This window comes from Lysinibacillus sp. VIII_CA, assembly GCF_049943995.1.
GTDB classification, from domain to species: Bacteria; Bacillota; Bacilli; order Bacillales_A; family Planococcaceae; genus Lysinibacillus; species Lysinibacillus pinottii.
Map to the genome: position 1 here is coordinate 1 of NZ_JBNFXM010000022.1, position 18,567 is coordinate 18,567.

Here is an 18,567-nt window from a genome sequence, read left to right on the forward strand (position 1 = left end):
GCGGGACTCGTTGAACAGGGAATTTAACCTTATAATTACAATTTATTTTGTAAGAATTTATAAAGTTTTAACATCGGTAGAATCGATATTTTCTACTTATGAAAGCGATGGCACTTGCATTACAACAATGCAATTAAAATAGAAAAAAGTAGGGTTGTCCAAAAAGTCAGTGAAAGCTGATTATTTGTAGCAACCCTTTCCTTTTTAGATTTTTAAAATGCTAGGTTTAGTTTTGCAATAAGGTTGCGATGTTTATAAAAAAGATACGGTGTTTTTAGCATATTCGAATTGTTAAATGCAACTCAAACGATTTAGTTAATGGATCCATTTCATCTTTGATTGATAAGAAATATCTTTATGATTTAATTCACCATCTTATGTAAAACCTCAGTCCTTTTGACAGGAAAAGGAGTAGTTAAGAGCCAAATAATCACGAATGATTTTAGGATGTCCGCCATTTTCAAGACAAATTTTACTCGCAATTTTAATTTCCTTCTGATTATAGTGAGATTGCGCACCAATTAAAAAGATGCCTGACAGTATCAATAATGTGCCAATCCCCAAAACATATTTTATGACTCTTTTCAATACACGTACCTCCATTTCAAAAGTAATCGCTATCCCCAGTATATGTTGAACGATGAAAGCAATATGTTTATTGACATGATGTATACAAATTAGAAATTGGAGCATTAGGTGGCTATAGTGGCATCTGCCTGGCGAGAGGAATTGAAGATGTGGGGCACATTAACCTCACTAGAGTTAGAGGAAAAATATGCACAAGGAAAATGATGAGCCATATTTAGCGTACTGTATAAAAATAGAAAATACTGGTGCGTTAATGGTCACGGATAGTCGGGTAGTGTTGCTGATCCAGAGATAACACCAAAACGCTATACAGCCATCATGAAGAAATTTAATGAGCTGGTGGCAGTCCACCCGCAACTGGAGTCCATCCTTTGACCAATTGGGGATGACATAACCGTTTCTAAAGTAAAAAAATAATAAAGGTAAAACCTCCTTTATGGTAAAGTATGGTTAGTAACCCAAAAAGGAGAGATGCTTTTGAAACAAGCGTTAATTGTGATTGATGCACAGCAAGAACTAATGGAAGGTAATCAGGAGGAACAAGCTGTTTATCGTAAAGACGAATTAGTAGAGACCATCAATAAGGTGATTAACAAGGCAATCGAAGAAAATGCTCAAATTATTTTTGTTCGTGATCAAGATGTAGCTGGTGGGGAGGGAGCTGGCTTTCAAGTACATAAAAAAATCCATGTTCCCACATCAGCTGTCTTTTTTGATAAACTTGCTACCAATGCATTCTACAACACGGGTTTGCTGGACTATTTAAAGGTTCATGATGTGAAGCACTTGGTAATGATGGGGTGTAAAACCGAGCACTGTGTAGATACCGCCGTCAGAACTGCCACTGTTCAAGGCTTTGATGTCACAGTTGTCGGTGATGGACATTCGACGAACGGCTCCAAGGTTTTAGAACCAGGCGCAATAATCGCACATCATAATGACTTATTACATGGTCATTACAATGTTGACCATTTCTCCCTTGTGCGTCATTCCGACGAAGATTTATTTGAGCCGAGCCATTCAACCTATCGCTAACATAAGAATGACCAAGAATTTTAGTTCTTGGTCATTCCTTTTACTTTCTAAAACATCCAATCTACTACATGAAAGACGTTATGCTATAGCAAAAGCTTGTCCAAAAGGATAGAGTTTTTTTAGAAATGGAACAGGTAACTTATTGGATATAGTAAAAATGGGATACAAGTTATATGGAAACCTTCTTCTTCATAGGGCCACTGTACGACCAGTGACCCTAAGTATCAAGTCAGGAGGTGTAAGGCTAAAATTAGCTTTACACTATTATATATATGTGAAAGTAGCTTTGAAAGTTAGTGATCTGCCTGTTCGATAGATTATTTTTTGAAAGGCGACTAATTAGGGCACAATATGTCGGATGACATCATTCTATTCTTGCTATTGTTGTGTAAAGGGAGGTTATTCAAGTGGATTCATGCACACGATTGAATGAAGCAATTGCCTATATTGAGGCCAATTTGACAAACGATATTGACATGAGGGAAGTAGCAAGAAAAGCGTATTGTTCAGAGTATCACTTTAAAAGAATGTTTTCATTTCTAGCTGGTATCTCACTATCTGAATACATTCGTCGGCGACGTTTGACACTGGCTGCTCTTGATTTGTCGAACGCCTCTTTGAGAATCCTTGATATAGCTGTTATGTACGGCTATAGCTCAGCAGATGCTTTTACACGAGCTTTTCAGCACTTACATGGAATGACACCCTCAGAGGCAAGGCAAACTGGTCAAACATTTAAAGCTTTCCCACGGATGACCTTCCAACTTACCATCCAAGGAGGAAAAGAAATGAATTACCGACTCGAGCAAAAAGAAGCCTTTCACATTGTTGGCTTGATGAAACGTGTACCGATTATTTTTCAGGGAGAAAATCCGGACATTGTGAAAATGGCGCAATCTCTAACAATTACAGATATTGAGCAGCTTAAAAAGCTGTCCAATGTGGAACCTAAGGGCATCATCCAAGCCTCTACAAATTTTTCAGAGGGGCGAATGGAGGAGAAGGGAGAACTCGATCATTATATTGGAGTAGCTACTACAGAAGCAACAAACCCTGGGTACTTTTGTCAGCTTGCTGTCCCTGCGAATACATGGGTAGTCTTTACAGTGGTAGGACCATTCCCGCAAACACTTCAGGAATCGTGGGGCCGTATTTATGCCGAATGGTTTCCGTCTTCTGGCTATAATCAGGTGGCTGGCCCTGAAATTGTCAGTCATGCGAGCACTGATTTCTCCTCACCAACCTTTACAAGTGAAATATGGATACCCATTCACAAAAAAGAGCCTCTTGCATAATGCACGGCTCTTTAATGTATTTTTGTGCCATTTGGTACGTGCTGATCAGGTGTTAACAGGATAACGTCTCCCTCTTCGGGCACTCCACCAATCACTAACACCTCTGACTTAAAACCGGCAACTCGGCGTGGAGGAAAATTAACAATGGCTACAACTTGCTTTCCGACCATTGCCTCTGGCGTATACCGTTTTGTAATTTGGGCAGAAGACTGTTTAATGCCGATCTCCTCCCCAAAATCGATGTTCATTTTAATAGCAGGAACACGCGTTTTTGGTAGCTCCTGTGCCTGCAAAACTGTACCAACTCGTAGATCAAGCGCTGTAAAATCTTCAAATGTGGCCAATAGACAACTCTCCTTCATTTAACTATATTATCATGCTAACATTGTATGGGAAATTATTCAAAATAAAAAGAAGAGCACATAGAGTGCCCTTCTTTTCTTAACGACGATGCTCCACCAGGTCAATAGCTCCTAACACAATATGAGCTAAACCAAAGCCAAAAATGGTGTTGGCCACCATTTTATTAGAACCATGCTTTTGCTTCATGGCATATCCTGCCGCTGTGACAGCCGACCCGAGAATAGTTGGGATTAAACCTTCACGAACATTATTCATAAAATTGATCCCTCCGTCGTATGATTCGGTATGAGTTTCATACCATACTTACTATGAACGTTTGGAGCTTATCCTATACGAATAAATAGTAGAGGAAAAATACTCGTTTGTTATTTATTGTTGAATCGGTTCTACTTCTATTTGATCGACCATAAATTCGTTCTTCGTATGATCGAATGTATAGGTAATATGGAAATCAGCCACATTTATAGGAAATACGCTAGCTGCAAGGGTCAATTTTATTCGTTGGTTTTCTATATAATAAATCGTTATTGCACCAAAACCTAGCTGATCCTGCTGTATTTCTAGCTCTGGATCGATTTTATAGTCAAAGTGATATTCCTTGCCAAATGCTCGACCCGTAATATTTAATGTTTCAAAGTCTTTTTTCACAACGTTTGACTCCATATGTTGAGCAACAATTTCCTCATAATGAGGAACCTTTATTTCTTGTAAGTCCTGATCTACTACATGAATATCATAATTATCTAGCCCCGTTCCTCTACCAGTCTGAAGGATAATAACAGCTTCCTCATCGCCGTCATCAGTCATATCTATGTAAAACACTTGAGGCTCGGTTCCTGTATCATCAGGGTTGTTCCAATTAAAGTCCTTCGTTTTCCCATTAAACTCCAGTTTTACGTCATCTCCTTTCTTATACAGTTTTACTTCTTTATTGGCAGAGGAACCCATTCATGTGGCATCAGCATGTGTTGGACTATAAGCTTTTTTAAAAGTTTTTTCTTCTGTGGGATTTTCTTTTTGATCTGAATGGCAACCTGAAAACAGAATAGCACTCAACAATAGCAACGCACCCATTTCTTTTTTCAATTTGTATCTACTCCTTCTGTATTATTTGGAAAACCGTCGACTTTGCTCATCGCTACGATTTATAAATAAAGAAAATTCCTCATTATATTATATAGTGGCTGTAATGAATATGAAAATTTTGGTTTTTTTGAAACGAAAATGAAGCTTCCACCGTATACTACAGAAGGGGTGTGTGGAAATGAAATATGTAGGCATCGGAACGATCATGTCCATCCTAGGTGTTGTATTTTCAATCCTAATATGGGGTACAGAAAAAGCCCATTTCCTTTCGGGGCTTGTAGGTGGAATACTCATTATTTTCGCTTTGTTAATGTCTGGATCAATGGGGAGTGGGGATCGAATGCGGGCCAATTTTGCAACAGAAACCAAAGAAGATAGGGATGAACGTAATCACATCATGAATAACGCTTTATGGTTAGCATTACCGAATATTATTGTCGCTATCTTTGCGTGTTATATGTGAAAAAAACGTCTCAATAGAAAGGATGTTGCAGATTTTGGATAAAGAAAAAGATTATTATTCAGAGGCTTCTAGATATACACTTGCAGTTGTTCTCTTCACACTTATTATTTGGGGCATCTATGATTGGCGACATGCAACTCCCAATGGTTTTCAATTTTTATTAATAAACGAAATTGTTATCACCCTTGGCATTACACGATATATGTTGAAGAAGCGAGATCAAAGAAGAAAGCACTCTCAATAATCTTTACATAGGTAATCAATAAAAGTGTCACATCTACCCTAGGTGTGGCTTTTTTTGTTGCATTTAATAGTTAGGAGTACATTTGCAATAGAGAGGTGGTACTATGCAATTAACAGATGGTACACGGACATTTGAAACGGACATAATTGATGAAGCTGCTAGAAAAAAAGAACGTGATGAGCAGGAGCGGGAGATGCTTAATGCATTTGCTCGCTACGCATACCTTCGATACAAGCAAATACGGGATAAGGTTAATCCACGTAAATGCAAATACATGTATATCCATCAAGTTCGTCAACAATTAACTTCACCAGCAAGACTGCAACGTGTTTGCAATCTTTTAAGTATGACTGATGAAGAAATACTTTATATTGTAGAATTTGTCCGCAAGTATTTGAAATACGTCAAATAAAAGCCTCATCATCGGATGGGGTTTTTTTACATAATTTCTAGGGAGAATTGTTTCTCAATCACCCACTCCATATAGTATGATGAACGTGGATAAAGGAGTGAAGCGATTTTGAGATTCATGAAATGGTTAGTTGTTTTTATTATTTTCATTGGTATAGTTGGCTATGGTGTATTACATTTTGGCACGAAATTTGCGTCAGAAAAAATTGTCAATACACTCTCAACAGAATTAGAGAATAGTGGACAAAAGGAAGAAATCAAAAATACAATTGAAAACGATCCGGAGTTAAAAGCCTATATGGAAGAGGCGAAAACGGTAGATAGTAGTACGTTACCTTTTACGTCGAAAGAAGAGGCTACTAAAGTAATCATTCAAAAAGTAGGCATTACAGAGCTAAATGATATTCGTGTGAAATTACAGGACGGCTCCATGACGAAGGAAGAGGCATTACAACAGGTAGAAGGCAAATTATCAGATGAAGAAATAGCTGCATTAAAAGTTATTATCTATAAAGAATTATACGAATAAAACAAGGCACACTCAACATTGGCAGTGAGCGTTGCAGCAGAGGCACTTACGAAATGGTAAGTGTCTTTTTTTGTCCATGTATTCAGAAGAACACCCTCAAAAAAAGGACCATAAATTCTAGCGAAATAAAAAATTAGAAAAATTTGTCCCTTTTTATAGCATAAACTTTTATATAGATAGTACAGAGAGTAATTGTGGAGGAGGGGGATAGCCATGATCTACAGAGTAGTGAAGAACGATAACTTTGTGGTATTGGACAAGGGCTTTTTAAATAATGACCAATTAAGTTGGAAGGCAAAGGGATTGCTTGCCTATATGCTGTCATTGCCAGATGATTGGGATTTTTGTCTGACAGATTTGGCGACACGTAGTAAATGTGGACGTGACGGGACTGCTAGCATTGTTAATGAACTGATTCGGGAAGGTTATCTTCAAAAGGTACAGGAGCGAGCAAAGGATGGAAAATTCAGCAAGGTGGAGTTTGTCGTTTTTGAAGTCTCTAACCGTGCTGCCCAGCCGTCAACGGGTTATCCGTCAACGGCCGCACCACATACGGAAAAGCCCACACAACTAAATAATAAATTACTAAATAACCAATTACTAAACAATAAAGATGATAATCAACAATCACAGACAGCCTACTACTTTTTCGAACAACAAGGCTTTGGCTCTCTGTCGGCGTATATGACTGCAAAAATTCATTCCTGGCTAAACATTTTTTCAGAGGAAATAGTCATCCATGCGATGAAGCTAGCTGTGGAGCACAATGTATTGTGCTGGCGGTATGTTGAGAAGATATTGCAAAATTGGCATCATAAACAACTAAAGACCATGGTAGATATTGCTTCAGACCAAATGCGCTTTCATGCCCAGAAGAAAAAAGTGGCGGACATGCCAGCCAAGAGACGTCAAGAGATTATTCCACAGTGGTTTCACCATCGTCATGAAGAGGAACGGCCACAGCAGCCAGCCATTAATTTTGAAGCAGAGCGGCAAAAAATATTAGCGCTGCTCGAAAGTGGCTAAACGACCTGCTGATCGGGATACCATAAAGGCCTCACGGAGGAAAAGTAAGCATGATCCTGTAAAATTAGCTGAATTCTGGCTAACGCATCGTCAAATGATTGCGGATCATATTGGCGTGTCAGGCAATGGTTGAAATGACATTTATGGCAGCATATAAGGCATATAGTCGCCAAAACTCATCATCTGGTGGCTGGGTGGAATACCCATTTATTTGCCCGATGCAATAGGGGACACTATGCCGTCTACTAAACAGGGCTAGATTATAAAAATCATGATAGGGATCACCTACATCATAGCCATTAAAATCAATAACCCCATTAAAACTATTTTGGTGGCAAATAATGTGCCCAAGGTGGTAATCATCATGAAGAAGGGTAGTTGGGCGTTGTCTTAATAGCGGTCAATGTTCTTCTATAAAGTACAATAATTTAGCCTCTTGCGGAATTTGATAAGAATCCTGCTGATAGGCTTGTAAATAATTAGTAAATTTCTCTTTTTGTAACGTCTCCCAATGGATAGTTTTTGGTGATTTCACCTGATGAATTTTTCTTAATTCTTTCCCTGCCATTAGACCGAGATGATACTGCTCTGTGTCCGAAAGCTGAAGAATGATTTCATCCGCAGGGGAGCCTATTAAATAGCTCATCACCATCGCTGAAAGATGGTCGTCTGGGAGGACCATATATTCAATGGCCTTATGTGTTTGAACTCTCTGGAGCTCTAAGTCCTGTAGTAAAGTAAATTCAATCCACCTTTTCTCTTGGTGTGCGAGATCGGAGAGGCGTACAAATAAGGTGTATCATTAACGGTTACGACATATTTGGTATCAGAGGAATAGCCTTTGTCGATTTTTTTAATAGCCGTGTAACGGTGTAGGCTAGTTAATCGATTCATGATATTTTCTACAATCACTTTATCTCTCTCCTTCATTCAGTTTAGAAGATACAAAATACTATATGGAGCCGTCCTTTGTCAATGCACCTGTTGAAGTGAAATGATCATTTATTCATCATTTTAAATAATAGTCATGAGCACAACTAACTAGAAAAAATGGTGTAGCTTGCATTTACTAGAATAAGTGAATGTCACTCTCTTCCTTCATTCACTTTATATGTGTAGCAGCAAAAAAGGTGAAATAGAGCAGTCATCCATTCAGCCCATCAGTCAACCATGACAAATAGCTAGCCTGTCGCAATAAAACTAGTTGTCCATTCACCCCTATAATCGTCAAAACAAATGATGAATAGCATGGTGGTCATTCGCAAAAAAATGATAGGAAAGGATGGTGCATAATGAGTTATGTGATTGAATTGCAGATGATGTCAGGATTACCTAATCAACCGCTCACCGCCATTAAGTACGTGGTAGCACATGAATCGGGTAATAGCACTAACACTGGTCCAAATGCATTAGAAAATGAAATTGCCTATATGAATAAAAATAAAGCCAATGCCTTCGTTTCTCACTGGGTAGGGGGTGGCGGACGCATTGTGCAAATAGCACCAGTTAATCGCGTTCAATATGGTTGTGGCCCTAAAGGGAATCCATATAGCTATGCCCAAATAGAGCTAGCGCGGACTTCTGATAAGGAACAATTTAAAAAGGATTACGCAGCATATATTTGGTTATTGCGCAAAATGGCTATAGAGGCAGGGATTCCCACTATTTTAGATGGTACTGGCAACGGCATCAAATCCCATCGTTGGATAGCTGATAATTTGGGCGGCACCACACACAAAGATCCGTTTGCCTATTTAATAAGTATGGGTATTAGCGAAGCACAGTTCCAGCAAGATTTAAAAAATGGCCTGGAGGAGGGGTTAACAATGTCCCAATATAATGAGTTGAAGCAGGAAATAGAAGCTTTAAAAAGCGTATTAGCTACAAAAGCTAGTTTACTATACGATCGAGAAGTAGCCGCATCTCATAAAGAAGCGTGGGAATGGGCTATTAGAGAAGGCATTATCCGAGGCGATGGCAGTAAAAATATGAATCCGGCAGGGGTTCTCACACGTGAGCAAATGGCTACTATGCTCAAACGTTATTACGATAAATTTGTCGATAATAAATAACTATGCTATAATAAAGAAAGGATAAAGTTCGTTGAAACAGCGTGCTTTATCTTTTTTTTTTAAAGATCTTTAGAACTTTTGTCGAAATAAAAAGAAGAGAGGCGGGGGTTAGGATGTTAACGAAAATAAGAAAAGTAAAATTTGAGCAGGAAAGAAAAAATCCGTTATATAACGTGGTCATGGAGTGTCCAGAGGGAAAACAACTATATATAAAATTTGATTATACCTATAAGACTAAAAATTTCTGGCCATTAGAAGTAAATTATAATAAAAAAAATTATGGCGCCAAATTGGCATGGTATACAAATGAAGTTGAAAATATGACAGTTGCTGCATTTTTAGAGAAAATAGCTAATAAAATTAATAAAAAATATCAGTTCGAGTTAGAACAACACTAAAAAAGCAGCATCCTTCCAAGGAAGCTGCTTTTTGTTTGTCCATTATTTTGTTGTAATATAGACGGTTAATTTGGCTTCATCAAATGTTACCTCTGCGCCAAGGGCTTGACTAACAAAGCGTAAAGGCACCATTGTCGTTCCTTGATAAACTTCGGCAGGGTGGCTAAGGCTAATTGTAGATGTCGTTCCATTTGCATCAACATAAGCTGTTTTGTTGCCAACCCCGATAACAATTTTCTTCCCGACCTTCGTCGCAGTTACTTTTTTAGTGGCATTATCATAAGAAACAGTTGCTCCAAGAGCTTCAAAAATTGGTTTCATCGGTACCAATGTTGTGCCATTTTTCATGTAGGCGCTTGGCGTATAACTTTGTTTTACATTATTCAAATAAACGGCTACTTTTGTCAATGCTGGAGCCTGAATTGCTGTTGTGGGCTGTGTATAGCTGCTTTGACCACCTGAGGAGGAACCACTGCCGCTATTCCCATTATGATAATGATAGCCTGTACAAAGACCTTTTGCCTTTGACTTGTCTGAACAATTATGACCACCATTGCTATCGAGACGCCCTGGATGTGCATCAGCAATCGTGGTAGTGGTGAAGAATAGGGTAATCATCGCTAAAAATAAGACTAATTTTTTCATATATATCCTCCTATTATCAAAATATGTAATTATTATACTATCAAAAAGTAAAATTTGGTATGTTTTTATAGTAAAATAGTAGTGAAATATAGGGAAGCTATTACATATCCAAAATGGAGAGCACTAACAGAAAACGGTTAATTCTTTTCGGTTTTTATAAGAGGCGATGAGGACAGCTGCAAAAGTTGCTATGGTACTTGATGCAAACATAAGACTCATTGCCCTCATAATACTACCGGTCATATCTTCTTGCCTATAAAGAAGTATCATAGACAGTACCCTGTTAGGATAAAGAAAATGATGACTATAGTACAATGCTTGTTCGGTTGTTCTTTGTTGTCGTTACATAAACGCATGAATTCTAAAATAAAATATAGGAAATTAAAAAAATAATGAAAATCAATATTTTTTATGCGATAACAAAAAAAGCATTCATCCGAATGGGATCAATGCTTGTTAGATTGATTCATTAACATCTTACATATTTACGTTTAAAACCAAGCCTTCCTCGATCAAGTTCCTTTTGAATAGTTTCATAGGCATTCAGTGTCGTGCTTTTTTTATTGTCACGCTTCATTTCCACAGGACCAACTGCCTGTGCTATTGCCACAGCTTTTTCGTGGAGGGGTACATAGGAAATCGCCACTGTGTAAAGAAAATTATTCATCGCAGATTTTGTTCGTTCAGGCGCAGTATGAATTGTTTTTTTCACAACCTCTAGCATGCTTGCTAATTTGCTTTCAGAAAATTCGTTATCTTTACGATTTCCTAAAAGCCAGCAATAGCAGCTCCAGCCTGCTGACATTTTCAGTTCCTCACCACTCGCCATCCATGCATCCGCCACCTCTTGTGCAATAGGTGATTCCGCTAAAGTGACTGCCACTACATAATCAGCCAGCATATAAAAGTAAGCCGAATCCATCCATCGATCAAAATCAGCCGCCGTCATCGTTTTTGGATCTGCAATGATACCTGCAAAATACATAGCATCATAGTTGCCAGTCGCATAAAGCTCTTCTGCCAATGCCTGATCGATTTTAATTTTCTTGGCAATCGGCTTCATGGCTCCTGTTGCCACACCAAAAACCGGCTCATGTGCCCCATTCGACATATACATTTTTTTCGTCCGTTCTTTGCCTAGCTCCTTCAGCTCCTGCATCACCATTTCTGCATTCATAGAAGCACTTCCTTTATTATCTGATTTCAACGCTCTTTACTATTATCCTATAGGGCATGCCCTTTTGTCATGATTGAACTAGTTTCGTCTAGAAATGCTTCCATCTTATTCGAATAAAAAATACGCTATTCAAATATAGTTGTTCACGATTAAAGCCTATTCCAAATAAACATAAATTGTGCAGCATCCGCTTCAAGGGCTAGTTGGTGATACTCGGTCGATTCATCCTCTGTAATTAAGCGACCTTTTTGAACATTTAAAATGGCATGTTTAACAGAAGCAGGATGTTCAACGGAATAGTGAGAATCCTTTAGGAGGGTAAGGGCAGATCGACATTTATGTTTATCAATGCGTTCATTTTTTCCTTTGAAATATAGTTTTATAAGGTAGGGGATGTCATCAACGATTAAACCAAGCTCTGGATTTGAACGGACGATTAAGTCATCACAAACCCAATTAGATTTACCGGGTTCAAACCATTGCACATTTTTGTTTTTAAAAAATTTTAAATAGGCTTTTATAGCTTCTTGATAATTTTTCTGACGAGCAGGGAGGGCATTGTCTACAAGATCGAGAAGGTAAGAGTCATTAAAATGATGTTCATGGTATTTTTTTAACCCTTCGCGTAATGCTTTCCAATAATCCTTAATTGGATGATAATCGCCCTGATATTTAATATCTTTCACAAATTTCGTCTTGGCGGCACTTCCCTTCATCGTGAAGTCCGTAAATTGTGTTAAGCCAATTGATGGCTTTGTCAAAATTGTCATTTTCACATCACCCTTCCTTCATAAAATTACAATGTTATAGATTAGTATTATATTGGTACGAGTAAATTTATATGATTGCTCGAAGACTGAAGAGAGCTGGGATGGCAAGGTTCTACTACTATAGAAAAATCAATTTTTTGAAAAAAGGATGTTTAGATAGGATGTAGCTGGGAATATAAATAGCGAGCTAGTCAATAGCTCAAAAAAAATTAGGAGGAATAGAAAATGGCTAACAAGCAAAACAATCGCAACAGAAACAACAATGAAAACATGACTGTCGAAGAAGCGGGACGTAAAGGCGGAGAAGCTACCTCCAGAAATCATGATCGTGATTTTTATGAAGAAATAGGACGTAAAGGCGGCGAGGCTCGCAGCAAACAGCGTAGTAATAACACTAACCAAAATCGAAGAACTAACAATAATAACTAATCCCTTTAAATAAGATAAGACCCTTCACACACGGGGCGTTTGTAGTTTTTACTACAAGCGCCTTTTTTGTGGAGCATTTCCTCAAGATCTATAGGATTTATTTGTTGAATTTATATGAATTGTAGTATATATTTAATCCGTTTCCATTATAGTTACATGAGATTGTTTGCAGAGGAAATGAGGACGGATCATGACAAAACAACATAATGAAAAAGAACTATATGATATCATCAACTCCGTTGTGCAGGCTGTTGGCATGCGGATGACTATAAAGCAGGACCATTCAGGAATTAATATGAGCTATAACTTTATTGGGCATTATGTAGGCTTTGATGCCGAGCGATTAATCGAGGCAAAGAATGAGCTGCCACATCCACCTTCACTTGAAGTGTATGTAAAAACAATGACCTTACATGAGCTGGGTCATGCGGTGGATCGTGAAGCATTACAATCATCGCTTCCGCGTACCATTGAAATTTTTACAATGAAAAAACAACATAGCTTACAGGAAATTTATCTTCATGAGCATCTGTTATCTATGTTGCTGGAAGAACATCATATGAATATTCAATTTGAGCAAACTGCATGGGAAAATGCTTGGGCTCTCAATCAAAAACATCACTTAGTAAGTGATGAGGAATTCGATTATATAAAGCATTATAGCCTAGCGACCTATAAAAAATTATATGACCAAGATTTACAAGCATATCACCATCTTTTGAACCAGCTTGTACCTCAATTAGCATAGCTAGAAATGATTATTTCATACCTTTCCAAGAATGAGATCGAACCAATTAGGGCAATGTAATACTACTTGGAGGTGATCATTTTGACAAAGGGCAAGCAATATAAACGTCAGTCAGAGTTGGCGGAATTAGCGACAGATTTAAGTCCAGATGATTTAGATGTGCGTGAAGATAATTCTTTAACAAAAGAACAAAAGAAAAATTCAAACGATACGAATCGTGCGAATGAATCATCATCATGTAAATCTCAATCATAATTCACACACCACAATCCATACGATTGTGGTATTATTTTGTCCGTAATTTCACCTATGAGTAGACTAAAGCAGAGAAGATGGTTTGAATCCGTACATACAATGCATAAACAGATACCAAATTAACATCCATTCCTATCAATTACCAGATTTATATAAAAACTATGGGTATAAAGAGAACAGATTCCATTTTTTGCATGCTATAATCATACATAATGAAAGAGGAGGGATGGAAATAGTGGAATTTTTTATTATGTTTATTGGCATCATCATAGTCGTCAGTATCCTTAGTAGCTTTAGCCAAAAATCTAATCAATCCAATGAGGAGATACATGATTTACATTCAACAAACGATTGGAATGGTCATCATTTGCATACTACTACTCACGAGAACCATCATTGTGCTGATAGCTCAACAACTAGTGATTCGTCATGTGGTCCTTCAGGAGATTGAGCAATGAGGAAATCTAATTTAGTAAGAAAGCCTAATGATTATTATTTATCATTAGGCAAATTTATAGAAAGATTGTAGTTTTTTCATCGTAAATAGAAATTATGGCTAAAAGTATGATTTACAGATGACATACTAGATTTATAACAATGAAATAAAGCCTCCTTTAAAGGGGGGAGAGAATGATTTTTAAAATGATAATCATTCCTATAATTAGTATCTCAGCCCGAAGCGTTCCTTGTAATAGCGAATAAGTCCTTTAGACCACCAACTAACCATAGATTATTACCATCCTAAGGTTGTAAAATAAGCTATAGATACAGAGAGAAATTGGAGGGAAAAGATATGATACGATTTGAAAATGATTATGCAGAAGGTGCCCATCCACAAATTTTGCAAAAATTAGTGGAAACCAATGAGGAGCAATCTCCAGGTTATGGGATGGACGAGCATTCGGAAAGAGCTAGAGCCTATATCAAAAAAGAGATAGCGGCTGAGCAGGCAGACGTTCACTTTTTAGTTGGTGGCACGCAAACGAATACAACTGTCATCGCCTCCATCCTACGTCCTCATCAAGGAGTCATTGCGGCAACTACAGGCCATATTGCTGTCCATGAGACAGGGGCAATTGAAGCGACCGGTCATAAAGTGCTCACTTTGCCTAGCGATGATGGTAAAATAACGGCCGCACAGGTAAAGGCATGCTATGACGCCCACTGGCAAGACAGCACACATGAACATATGGTACAGCCAGGCTTAGTGTACATATCTCATCCAACAGAAAATGGAACAACATATAGTAAAGCAGAGCTAAGTGCAATAAGTAAAGTTTGCCGGGATTGTGGATTGCCATTGTTTCTAGACGGTGCTCGTTTAGGCTATGGTTTAGTAGCAGACGGCAATGATTTATCGTTAAAAGATATTGCTCAGCTTTGCGATGTATTTTATATAGGTGGAACAAAAATGGGCGCCTTATTTGGCGAAGCGGTCGTAATTGTGAATCCAGCTTACCAACGAGATTTTCGCTATATGATCAAACAAAGAGGTGGGCTACTCGCAAAAGGCAGATTACTAGGTCTTCAATTTGAAACATTATTGGAGAATCATCTTTATTTGGATATTGCCCATCATGCGGTAGAGATGGCAATGCTCATTCAGCAGGCGTTTATCCAAAAAGGATTCGCCTTACGCTATAATTCAAAAACCAATCAGCAATTCCCCATTTTGCCGAACGATTTACTTAAGAAATTAGGCCAAAAATACTCCTTCTCTGTTTGGGAAACCTTCGATGATACCCATACGGTTGTTCGTTTTTGCACAAGCTGGGCGACAAAAAAAGAAAATGTGGATCGTTTAATAAAGGACATCGAGCGACTAGCATAATTATTCAACTGCACTTGGACTTCCCGAGTGCAGTTTTTTTCCCTAGTATTCCCTAAATATTGCTATAATGCAATTAGGAAGAAAGGTGGGGGTGTATGATTAACTACGTAGCATTACTGAGAGGCATTAATGTAGGTGGACATAATAAAATAAAAATGGCTGACTTAAGGGAAGCTCTTAAACCACTTGGATTGCAAAATATTCGTACCTATATACAAAGCGGGAATATTCTTTTTGAATCCACCGAATCAGAGGAAGTTTTGCAGAAGATAATTCATGAAACAATCCAAATAAACTTTGATATTACAAGTACAGTCATCATTAGAACCGCTGAGGAACTTCAGCATATCGTCAACAATTGCCCATTTTCTCAGCAAGACATTGCTGACGCTAGTGCCGCGGCAATAGGGGAATGCCTTCATGTCGCCTTATTACCTGCTGCCCCTACGGAAGAAAATAGTAATAAATATTTATCATATGTGAATGAGCAAGAGCGTTGTGTCATCATCGGCAGAGAGGTTTATCTTTTATTTTACAATAGCATTCGCAACGCTAAGCTTAGTCAACAATTGCCCAAGCTCGAGGTGCCCGCAACGGTTCGTAATTGGAAAACTATCATGAAGCTTACAACCATGTTTGATTCATGACGCGAGCTCCATTACGTTTACTCATTTAACCTATTAGTTATTTCATTGTAAAAACGATTCATCAAAAATGCTCAACATCTATCTCTTTATTTTGATGTGGAATTGGGCGAAAAAACTGTATCAATGGGGAAGAAAAATAATAGGGGAAGCATAAAAACGAGAGCAACTAAGGATGCTTTCGTTTTTTTAAATAGATAATAAAAAGGGCTGTAGCGAGATTATTCGCTACAGCCAAGAATTGGTTGACCCTCTGAGGATTTCCAATGTATTATAGCATAATTATTTAGTTCTTGTATAGAAGGGTAGGAATTAGGTGTATGGTCACACTAAATTAACCCTTGAACATTGCACTTTCTAGTAGTTGGTGACTTGAAAAAACACGCACTGTCAACGGATGAGCTGAAAAAGAAAACGATAGCTCAAGCCAGTACATCGACGTTTGTCTTGACAATACCCATGCGCCTTATGTAAATTTCTCCGGCTTAGCCACTTTGATGGATGAAGCTTCCCCACATTTTGTACAAAACGTTAAGATGAGGGGAGATCCAGTAGCCATAATGGAGCCCATCGGCCGTATATTTCCTTCACTGGTGAAACTGCCAATTTGTCCTGAAGCAAAGGCATCGTTTCCACATGCTTTACAATTCAATTTATTGCTTGCCATATGAACACCTCTTTATGTAATATATGTAAATTTTAACATAAAAAAAGAGAGCGTAGGTAATCGATAAGCTAGTCTTTTTAGTTTAAAAATAAATAGTTTAATGTTAAACTACCTTTCAGGAAGAAAGAGTTGGTTGCTCTTTTTAGTTATAAGGAGGAATTGTAAATGAATCGTGTACAAAATAAAGTAGCATTAGTAACAGGTGGCGCATCAGGGATTGGTTTATCAGCAGCGACCTTATTAGCACAGGAAGGCGCAAAAGTTGTTATTGCCGATTTCAATGTAGAGGGTGCTAAAGAAGCGGCCAGTTCTTTAGTGAAAGAAGGATACGAAGCTTCAGCTATTTTCCTTGATGCAGGAGATGCCTCTTCTATAGAGGCAGCGGTGAACTTCACGGTGGAACAATACGGCACATTCACAGTACTATTTAATAATGTGGGTCTAACGAACTTGCAGAAGGATTTAGATGTTGTCAATATAGACTTAGATGAATGGGATCGTTTAGTCAATGTGAACTTAAAATCCATTTTACTCGGTAGCCGTTTTGCGATTCCACATATGCAAAAGGCAGGAGGGGGTTCTATTATTAACACAGCTTCCATGGCCGCATTCGCTAGTGATCAAATCCGTACAGCTTATGGGGCTACAAAAGCAGGCGTGGTCAATATGACGAAGAACATTGCCACACAATATGGTAAAGATAAAATTCGCTGTAATGCGGTCGCACCAGGTCTCATTTTAACACCAGCAGCGAAAAATAATATGCCAGAAGAAATGCTAGCAATCTATTCTAAATTTAATGCTCTACCGTATCATGGTGAAGCAGATGATATTGGTCATGCAGTGGTATTTTTAGCCTCTGACGAATCGAAATTTATGACAGGTCAAACATTGCAAATTGAAGGTGGGCATTATTTAGCAAACCCAACCATTGCAGACACGAATAACGGGTTAGCTACTCTTAACTAAGTTCTCCAGAAAAGAGGTTGTCCCTTAATAGGCAACCTCGATTTAATTGTTTGATTTACATGTTGGGAGCTTGTAACCCGAACTGTGCCCATTCCTCTTTGGCTGGACCATAAATGCCTGGAACAGGTAAGCCTGCTTGACGCATTAGCACAGTCATTTGTCCACGATGATGACTTTGATGTTGCAATAAAAATAATAAGAGGGAGCCGTTAGGGATGGTTTGACCAATAAATTCAATTGTTTCATTCATGGTCTTGTCTGTCCATTGTGTTTTTAAAGCTTCCATAAAGGCATTACTCGCTTGGTAATAGCTATCTGCAATCAATTGTGCTGAAGTAGGAACAGGAAAATCCTCTGCTGGTGCCTCGAATGTTAGATGGGTATTCGCAGAAATAATTCGAATGGCTGTGACCGTATGCCACGCTATACGTCCTAAAGTCCAATGTTCAGCAGTAATGGCTTGATGAAGCGATTCATCAGTAAGCTGTTGTAATAGTTTTTGCGTAGCAGTGGCCTCAAATGTCCAGGATTGTAAAAAATGCTCTACTGTTTGAAACATAAAAAACCTCCTAAAATGAAATCTTCCATTCAATTATATATTTATTAATAGTGAATAGGATTATTTTCCACAAATTAAGTTCCCAAAAGAAAAACCATATAAAGTATGGCATAAACAGGAAGGGCAGTGGACGTAACGATATACATTATCCATTCACCCATCGTTAGTTTTCTTTTCCATCTCGTTAATTTAAGATGTCGACGATACACCATAGTAGAAATAAGTATGAGTATAAAGGATAGCTCCTTTAAGGAATCTAATAAGGTAATCAAATCATCATCTCCTTTAGGCTGTTGCAATATATGAGCCGAGCTGTATGAACATGACAACAAAATACGTGATATCCGCCAGTAGCTGGTTTAA

The 18,567-nt window shown here is 38.1% G+C and carries 29 protein-coding genes and 1 pseudogene; 17 read left to right on the plus strand and 13 right to left on the minus strand.

Features of this window, described 5'->3' with window-relative positions:
• Window positions 1–387: 387 nt before the first annotated feature.
• On the minus strand, window positions 388–588 hold the full coding sequence (locus ACP3VS_RS20405) for a hypothetical protein (protein WP_036161417.1): 201 nt from the start codon (window positions 586–588) through the stop codon (window positions 388–390).
• Between the two features lie 89 nt (window positions 589–677).
• On the opposite strand from ACP3VS_RS20405, the pseudogene ACP3VS_RS20410 reads away from it, so the two are divergent.
• From ACP3VS_RS20410 to ACP3VS_RS20420, 3 genes and pseudogenes are all read left to right on the plus strand, one after another.
• Window positions 678–963, plus strand: a pseudogene (locus ACP3VS_RS20410) (O-methyltransferase); the annotation flags it as partial.
• A gap of 102 nt (window positions 964–1,065) precedes the next feature.
• Complete coding sequence (locus tag ACP3VS_RS20415) at window positions 1,066–1,623, plus strand: isochorismatase family protein (protein ID WP_036215800.1); 558 nt, start codon at window positions 1,066–1,068, stop codon at window positions 1,621–1,623.
• A gap of 407 nt (window positions 1,624–2,030) precedes the next feature.
• The gene (locus ACP3VS_RS20420) at window positions 2,031–2,918 is read left to right on the plus strand and encodes an AraC family transcriptional regulator (RefSeq protein ID WP_031419916.1); all 888 of its coding nucleotides are present in this window, start codon (window positions 2,031–2,033) and stop codon (window positions 2,916–2,918) included.
• A gap of 11 nt (window positions 2,919–2,929) precedes the next feature.
• Here the strand turns inward: ACP3VS_RS20420 and csaA are convergent, their stop codons facing one another.
• From csaA to ACP3VS_RS20440, 4 genes are all read right to left on the minus strand, one after another.
• On the minus strand, window positions 2,930–3,262 hold the full coding sequence (csaA, locus tag ACP3VS_RS20425; RefSeq protein WP_426389793.1) for a chaperone CsaA: 333 nt from the start codon (window positions 3,260–3,262) through the stop codon (window positions 2,930–2,932).
• 97 nt (window positions 3,263–3,359) lie between these two features.
• Window positions 3,360–3,536: a hypothetical protein gene (locus ACP3VS_RS20430; RefSeq protein WP_008179752.1), complete on the minus strand. Its 177-nt coding sequence runs from the start codon at window positions 3,534–3,536 to the stop codon at window positions 3,360–3,362.
• 114 nt (window positions 3,537–3,650) lie between these two features.
• The gene (locus ACP3VS_RS20435) at window positions 3,651–4,229 is read right to left on the minus strand and encodes a hypothetical protein (RefSeq protein WP_230584384.1); all 579 of its coding nucleotides are present in this window, start codon (window positions 4,227–4,229) and stop codon (window positions 3,651–3,653) included.
• The gene (locus ACP3VS_RS20440; RefSeq protein ID WP_281486536.1) at window positions 4,230–4,367 is read right to left on the minus strand and encodes a hypothetical protein; all 138 of its coding nucleotides are present in this window, start codon (window positions 4,365–4,367) and stop codon (window positions 4,230–4,232) included.
• Between the two features lie 178 nt (window positions 4,368–4,545).
• On the opposite strand from ACP3VS_RS20440, the gene ACP3VS_RS20445 reads away from it, so the two are divergent.
• From ACP3VS_RS20445 to ACP3VS_RS20465, 5 genes are all read left to right on the plus strand, one after another.
• On the plus strand, window positions 4,546–4,830 hold the full coding sequence (locus ACP3VS_RS20445; protein ID WP_426389796.1) for a DUF5316 domain-containing protein: 285 nt from the start codon (window positions 4,546–4,548) through the stop codon (window positions 4,828–4,830).
• A 34-nt stretch (window positions 4,831–4,864) separates the two neighbouring features.
• The gene (locus ACP3VS_RS20450) at window positions 4,865–5,074 is read left to right on the plus strand and encodes a hypothetical protein (protein ID WP_232900858.1); all 210 of its coding nucleotides are present in this window, start codon (window positions 4,865–4,867) and stop codon (window positions 5,072–5,074) included.
• 103 nt (window positions 5,075–5,177) lie between these two features.
• A complete protein-coding gene (locus tag ACP3VS_RS20455; protein WP_036166213.1) occupies window positions 5,178–5,486 on the plus strand; it encodes a hypothetical protein in 309 nt (102 codons plus the stop codon).
• Between the two features lie 108 nt (window positions 5,487–5,594).
• Entirely contained in the window at window positions 5,595–6,014 is a 420-nt protein-coding gene (locus ACP3VS_RS20460; RefSeq protein ID WP_031419921.1) for a hypothetical protein, read from the plus strand.
• A gap of 213 nt (window positions 6,015–6,227) precedes the next feature.
• Window positions 6,228–7,040 (plus strand): DnaD domain protein, encoded by an 813-nt coding sequence (locus ACP3VS_RS20465; protein WP_426389799.1) that lies wholly within the window; start codon window positions 6,228–6,230, stop codon window positions 7,038–7,040.
• 118 nt (window positions 7,041–7,158) lie between these two features.
• Here ACP3VS_RS20465 and ACP3VS_RS20470 read toward each other — a convergent pair whose 3' ends face one another.
• On the minus strand, window positions 7,159–7,383 hold the full coding sequence (locus tag ACP3VS_RS20470) for a phosphotransferase (RefSeq protein ID WP_368042007.1): 225 nt from the start codon (window positions 7,381–7,383) through the stop codon (window positions 7,159–7,161).
• Between the two features lie 57 nt (window positions 7,384–7,440).
• On the minus strand, window positions 7,441–7,722 hold the full coding sequence (locus ACP3VS_RS20475) for a hypothetical protein (protein WP_243432685.1): 282 nt from the start codon (window positions 7,720–7,722) through the stop codon (window positions 7,441–7,443).
• Between the two features lie 610 nt (window positions 7,723–8,332).
• Here ACP3VS_RS20475 and ACP3VS_RS20480 point away from each other — a divergent pair.
• Both ACP3VS_RS20480 and ACP3VS_RS20485 read left to right on the plus strand, forming a co-directional pair.
• Window positions 8,333–9,112, plus strand: coding sequence for an N-acetylmuramoyl-L-alanine amidase (locus ACP3VS_RS20480; RefSeq protein WP_426389802.1), 780 nt, complete (start codon window positions 8,333–8,335; stop codon window positions 9,110–9,112).
• A 113-nt stretch (window positions 9,113–9,225) separates the two neighbouring features.
• Window positions 9,226–9,510 carry a hypothetical protein gene (locus ACP3VS_RS20485; RefSeq protein ID WP_012294144.1) on the plus strand — a complete coding sequence of 95 codons (285 nt, stop codon included), beginning with the start codon at window positions 9,226–9,228 and terminating at the stop codon, window positions 9,508–9,510.
• Window positions 9,511–9,552: 42 nt separating this feature from the next.
• Here the strand turns inward: ACP3VS_RS20485 and ACP3VS_RS20490 are convergent, their stop codons facing one another.
• From ACP3VS_RS20490 to ACP3VS_RS20500, 3 genes are all read right to left on the minus strand, one after another.
• Complete coding sequence (locus ACP3VS_RS20490; RefSeq protein ID WP_031419926.1) at window positions 9,553–10,155, minus strand: copper amine oxidase N-terminal domain-containing protein; 603 nt, start codon at window positions 10,153–10,155, stop codon at window positions 9,553–9,555.
• A gap of 469 nt (window positions 10,156–10,624) precedes the next feature.
• Window positions 10,625–11,332 (minus strand): DNA alkylation repair protein, encoded by a 708-nt coding sequence (locus ACP3VS_RS20495; RefSeq protein ID WP_031419927.1) that lies wholly within the window; start codon window positions 11,330–11,332, stop codon window positions 10,625–10,627.
• 149 nt (window positions 11,333–11,481) lie between these two features.
• Window positions 11,482–12,102, minus strand: coding sequence for a hypothetical protein (locus tag ACP3VS_RS20500; RefSeq protein ID WP_012294147.1), 621 nt, complete (start codon window positions 12,100–12,102; stop codon window positions 11,482–11,484).
• A gap of 225 nt (window positions 12,103–12,327) precedes the next feature.
• Between ACP3VS_RS20500 and ACP3VS_RS20505 the strand changes: the two genes are divergently transcribed.
• The 6 genes from ACP3VS_RS20505 to ACP3VS_RS20530 all read left to right on the plus strand — a co-directional run bounded on the left by ACP3VS_RS20505 (window position 12,328) and on the right by ACP3VS_RS20530 (window position 16,012).
• On the plus strand, window positions 12,328–12,531 hold the full coding sequence (locus ACP3VS_RS20505; protein ID WP_036161432.1) for a KGG domain-containing protein: 204 nt from the start codon (window positions 12,328–12,330) through the stop codon (window positions 12,529–12,531).
• Between the two features lie 190 nt (window positions 12,532–12,721).
• Window positions 12,722–13,279 (plus strand): integrase, encoded by a 558-nt coding sequence (locus tag ACP3VS_RS20510; RefSeq protein ID WP_426389804.1) that lies wholly within the window; start codon window positions 12,722–12,724, stop codon window positions 13,277–13,279.
• A 72-nt stretch (window positions 13,280–13,351) separates the two neighbouring features.
• Window positions 13,352–13,534: a hypothetical protein gene (locus tag ACP3VS_RS20515; protein WP_230584388.1), complete on the plus strand. Its 183-nt coding sequence runs from the start codon at window positions 13,352–13,354 to the stop codon at window positions 13,532–13,534.
• Between the two features lie 235 nt (window positions 13,535–13,769).
• The gene (locus ACP3VS_RS20520; protein WP_051563229.1) at window positions 13,770–13,985 is read left to right on the plus strand and encodes a hypothetical protein; all 216 of its coding nucleotides are present in this window, start codon (window positions 13,770–13,772) and stop codon (window positions 13,983–13,985) included.
• A gap of 342 nt (window positions 13,986–14,327) precedes the next feature.
• On the plus strand, window positions 14,328–15,365 hold the full coding sequence (locus ACP3VS_RS20525) for a threonine aldolase family protein (RefSeq protein ID WP_426389806.1): 1,038 nt from the start codon (window positions 14,328–14,330) through the stop codon (window positions 15,363–15,365).
• Between the two features lie 95 nt (window positions 15,366–15,460).
• Window positions 15,461–16,012, plus strand: a complete 552-nt coding sequence (locus tag ACP3VS_RS20530; RefSeq protein ID WP_031419937.1) for a DUF1697 domain-containing protein — start codon at window positions 15,461–15,463, stop codon at window positions 16,010–16,012.
• A gap of 463 nt (window positions 16,013–16,475) precedes the next feature.
• Here the strand turns inward: ACP3VS_RS20530 and ACP3VS_RS20535 are convergent, their stop codons facing one another.
• Complete coding sequence (locus ACP3VS_RS20535) at window positions 16,476–16,676, minus strand: hypothetical protein (protein WP_036166198.1); 201 nt, start codon at window positions 16,674–16,676, stop codon at window positions 16,476–16,478.
• 165 nt (window positions 16,677–16,841) lie between these two features.
• Between ACP3VS_RS20535 and ACP3VS_RS20540 the strand changes: the two genes are divergently transcribed.
• Entirely contained in the window at window positions 16,842–17,645 is an 804-nt protein-coding gene (locus ACP3VS_RS20540) for an SDR family NAD(P)-dependent oxidoreductase (RefSeq protein WP_012294156.1), read from the plus strand.
• 55 nt (window positions 17,646–17,700) lie between these two features.
• On the opposite strand, the gene ACP3VS_RS20545 is transcribed toward ACP3VS_RS20540, so the two are convergent.
• Window positions 17,701–18,204 carry a DinB family protein gene (locus ACP3VS_RS20545; RefSeq protein WP_012294157.1) on the minus strand — a complete coding sequence of 168 codons (504 nt, stop codon included), beginning with the start codon at window positions 18,202–18,204 and terminating at the stop codon, window positions 17,701–17,703.
• A gap of 74 nt (window positions 18,205–18,278) precedes the next feature.
• Window positions 18,279–18,476, minus strand: coding sequence for a hypothetical protein (locus tag ACP3VS_RS20550; protein WP_232900856.1), 198 nt, complete (start codon window positions 18,474–18,476; stop codon window positions 18,279–18,281).
• Window positions 18,477–18,567 lie beyond the last annotated feature (91 nt).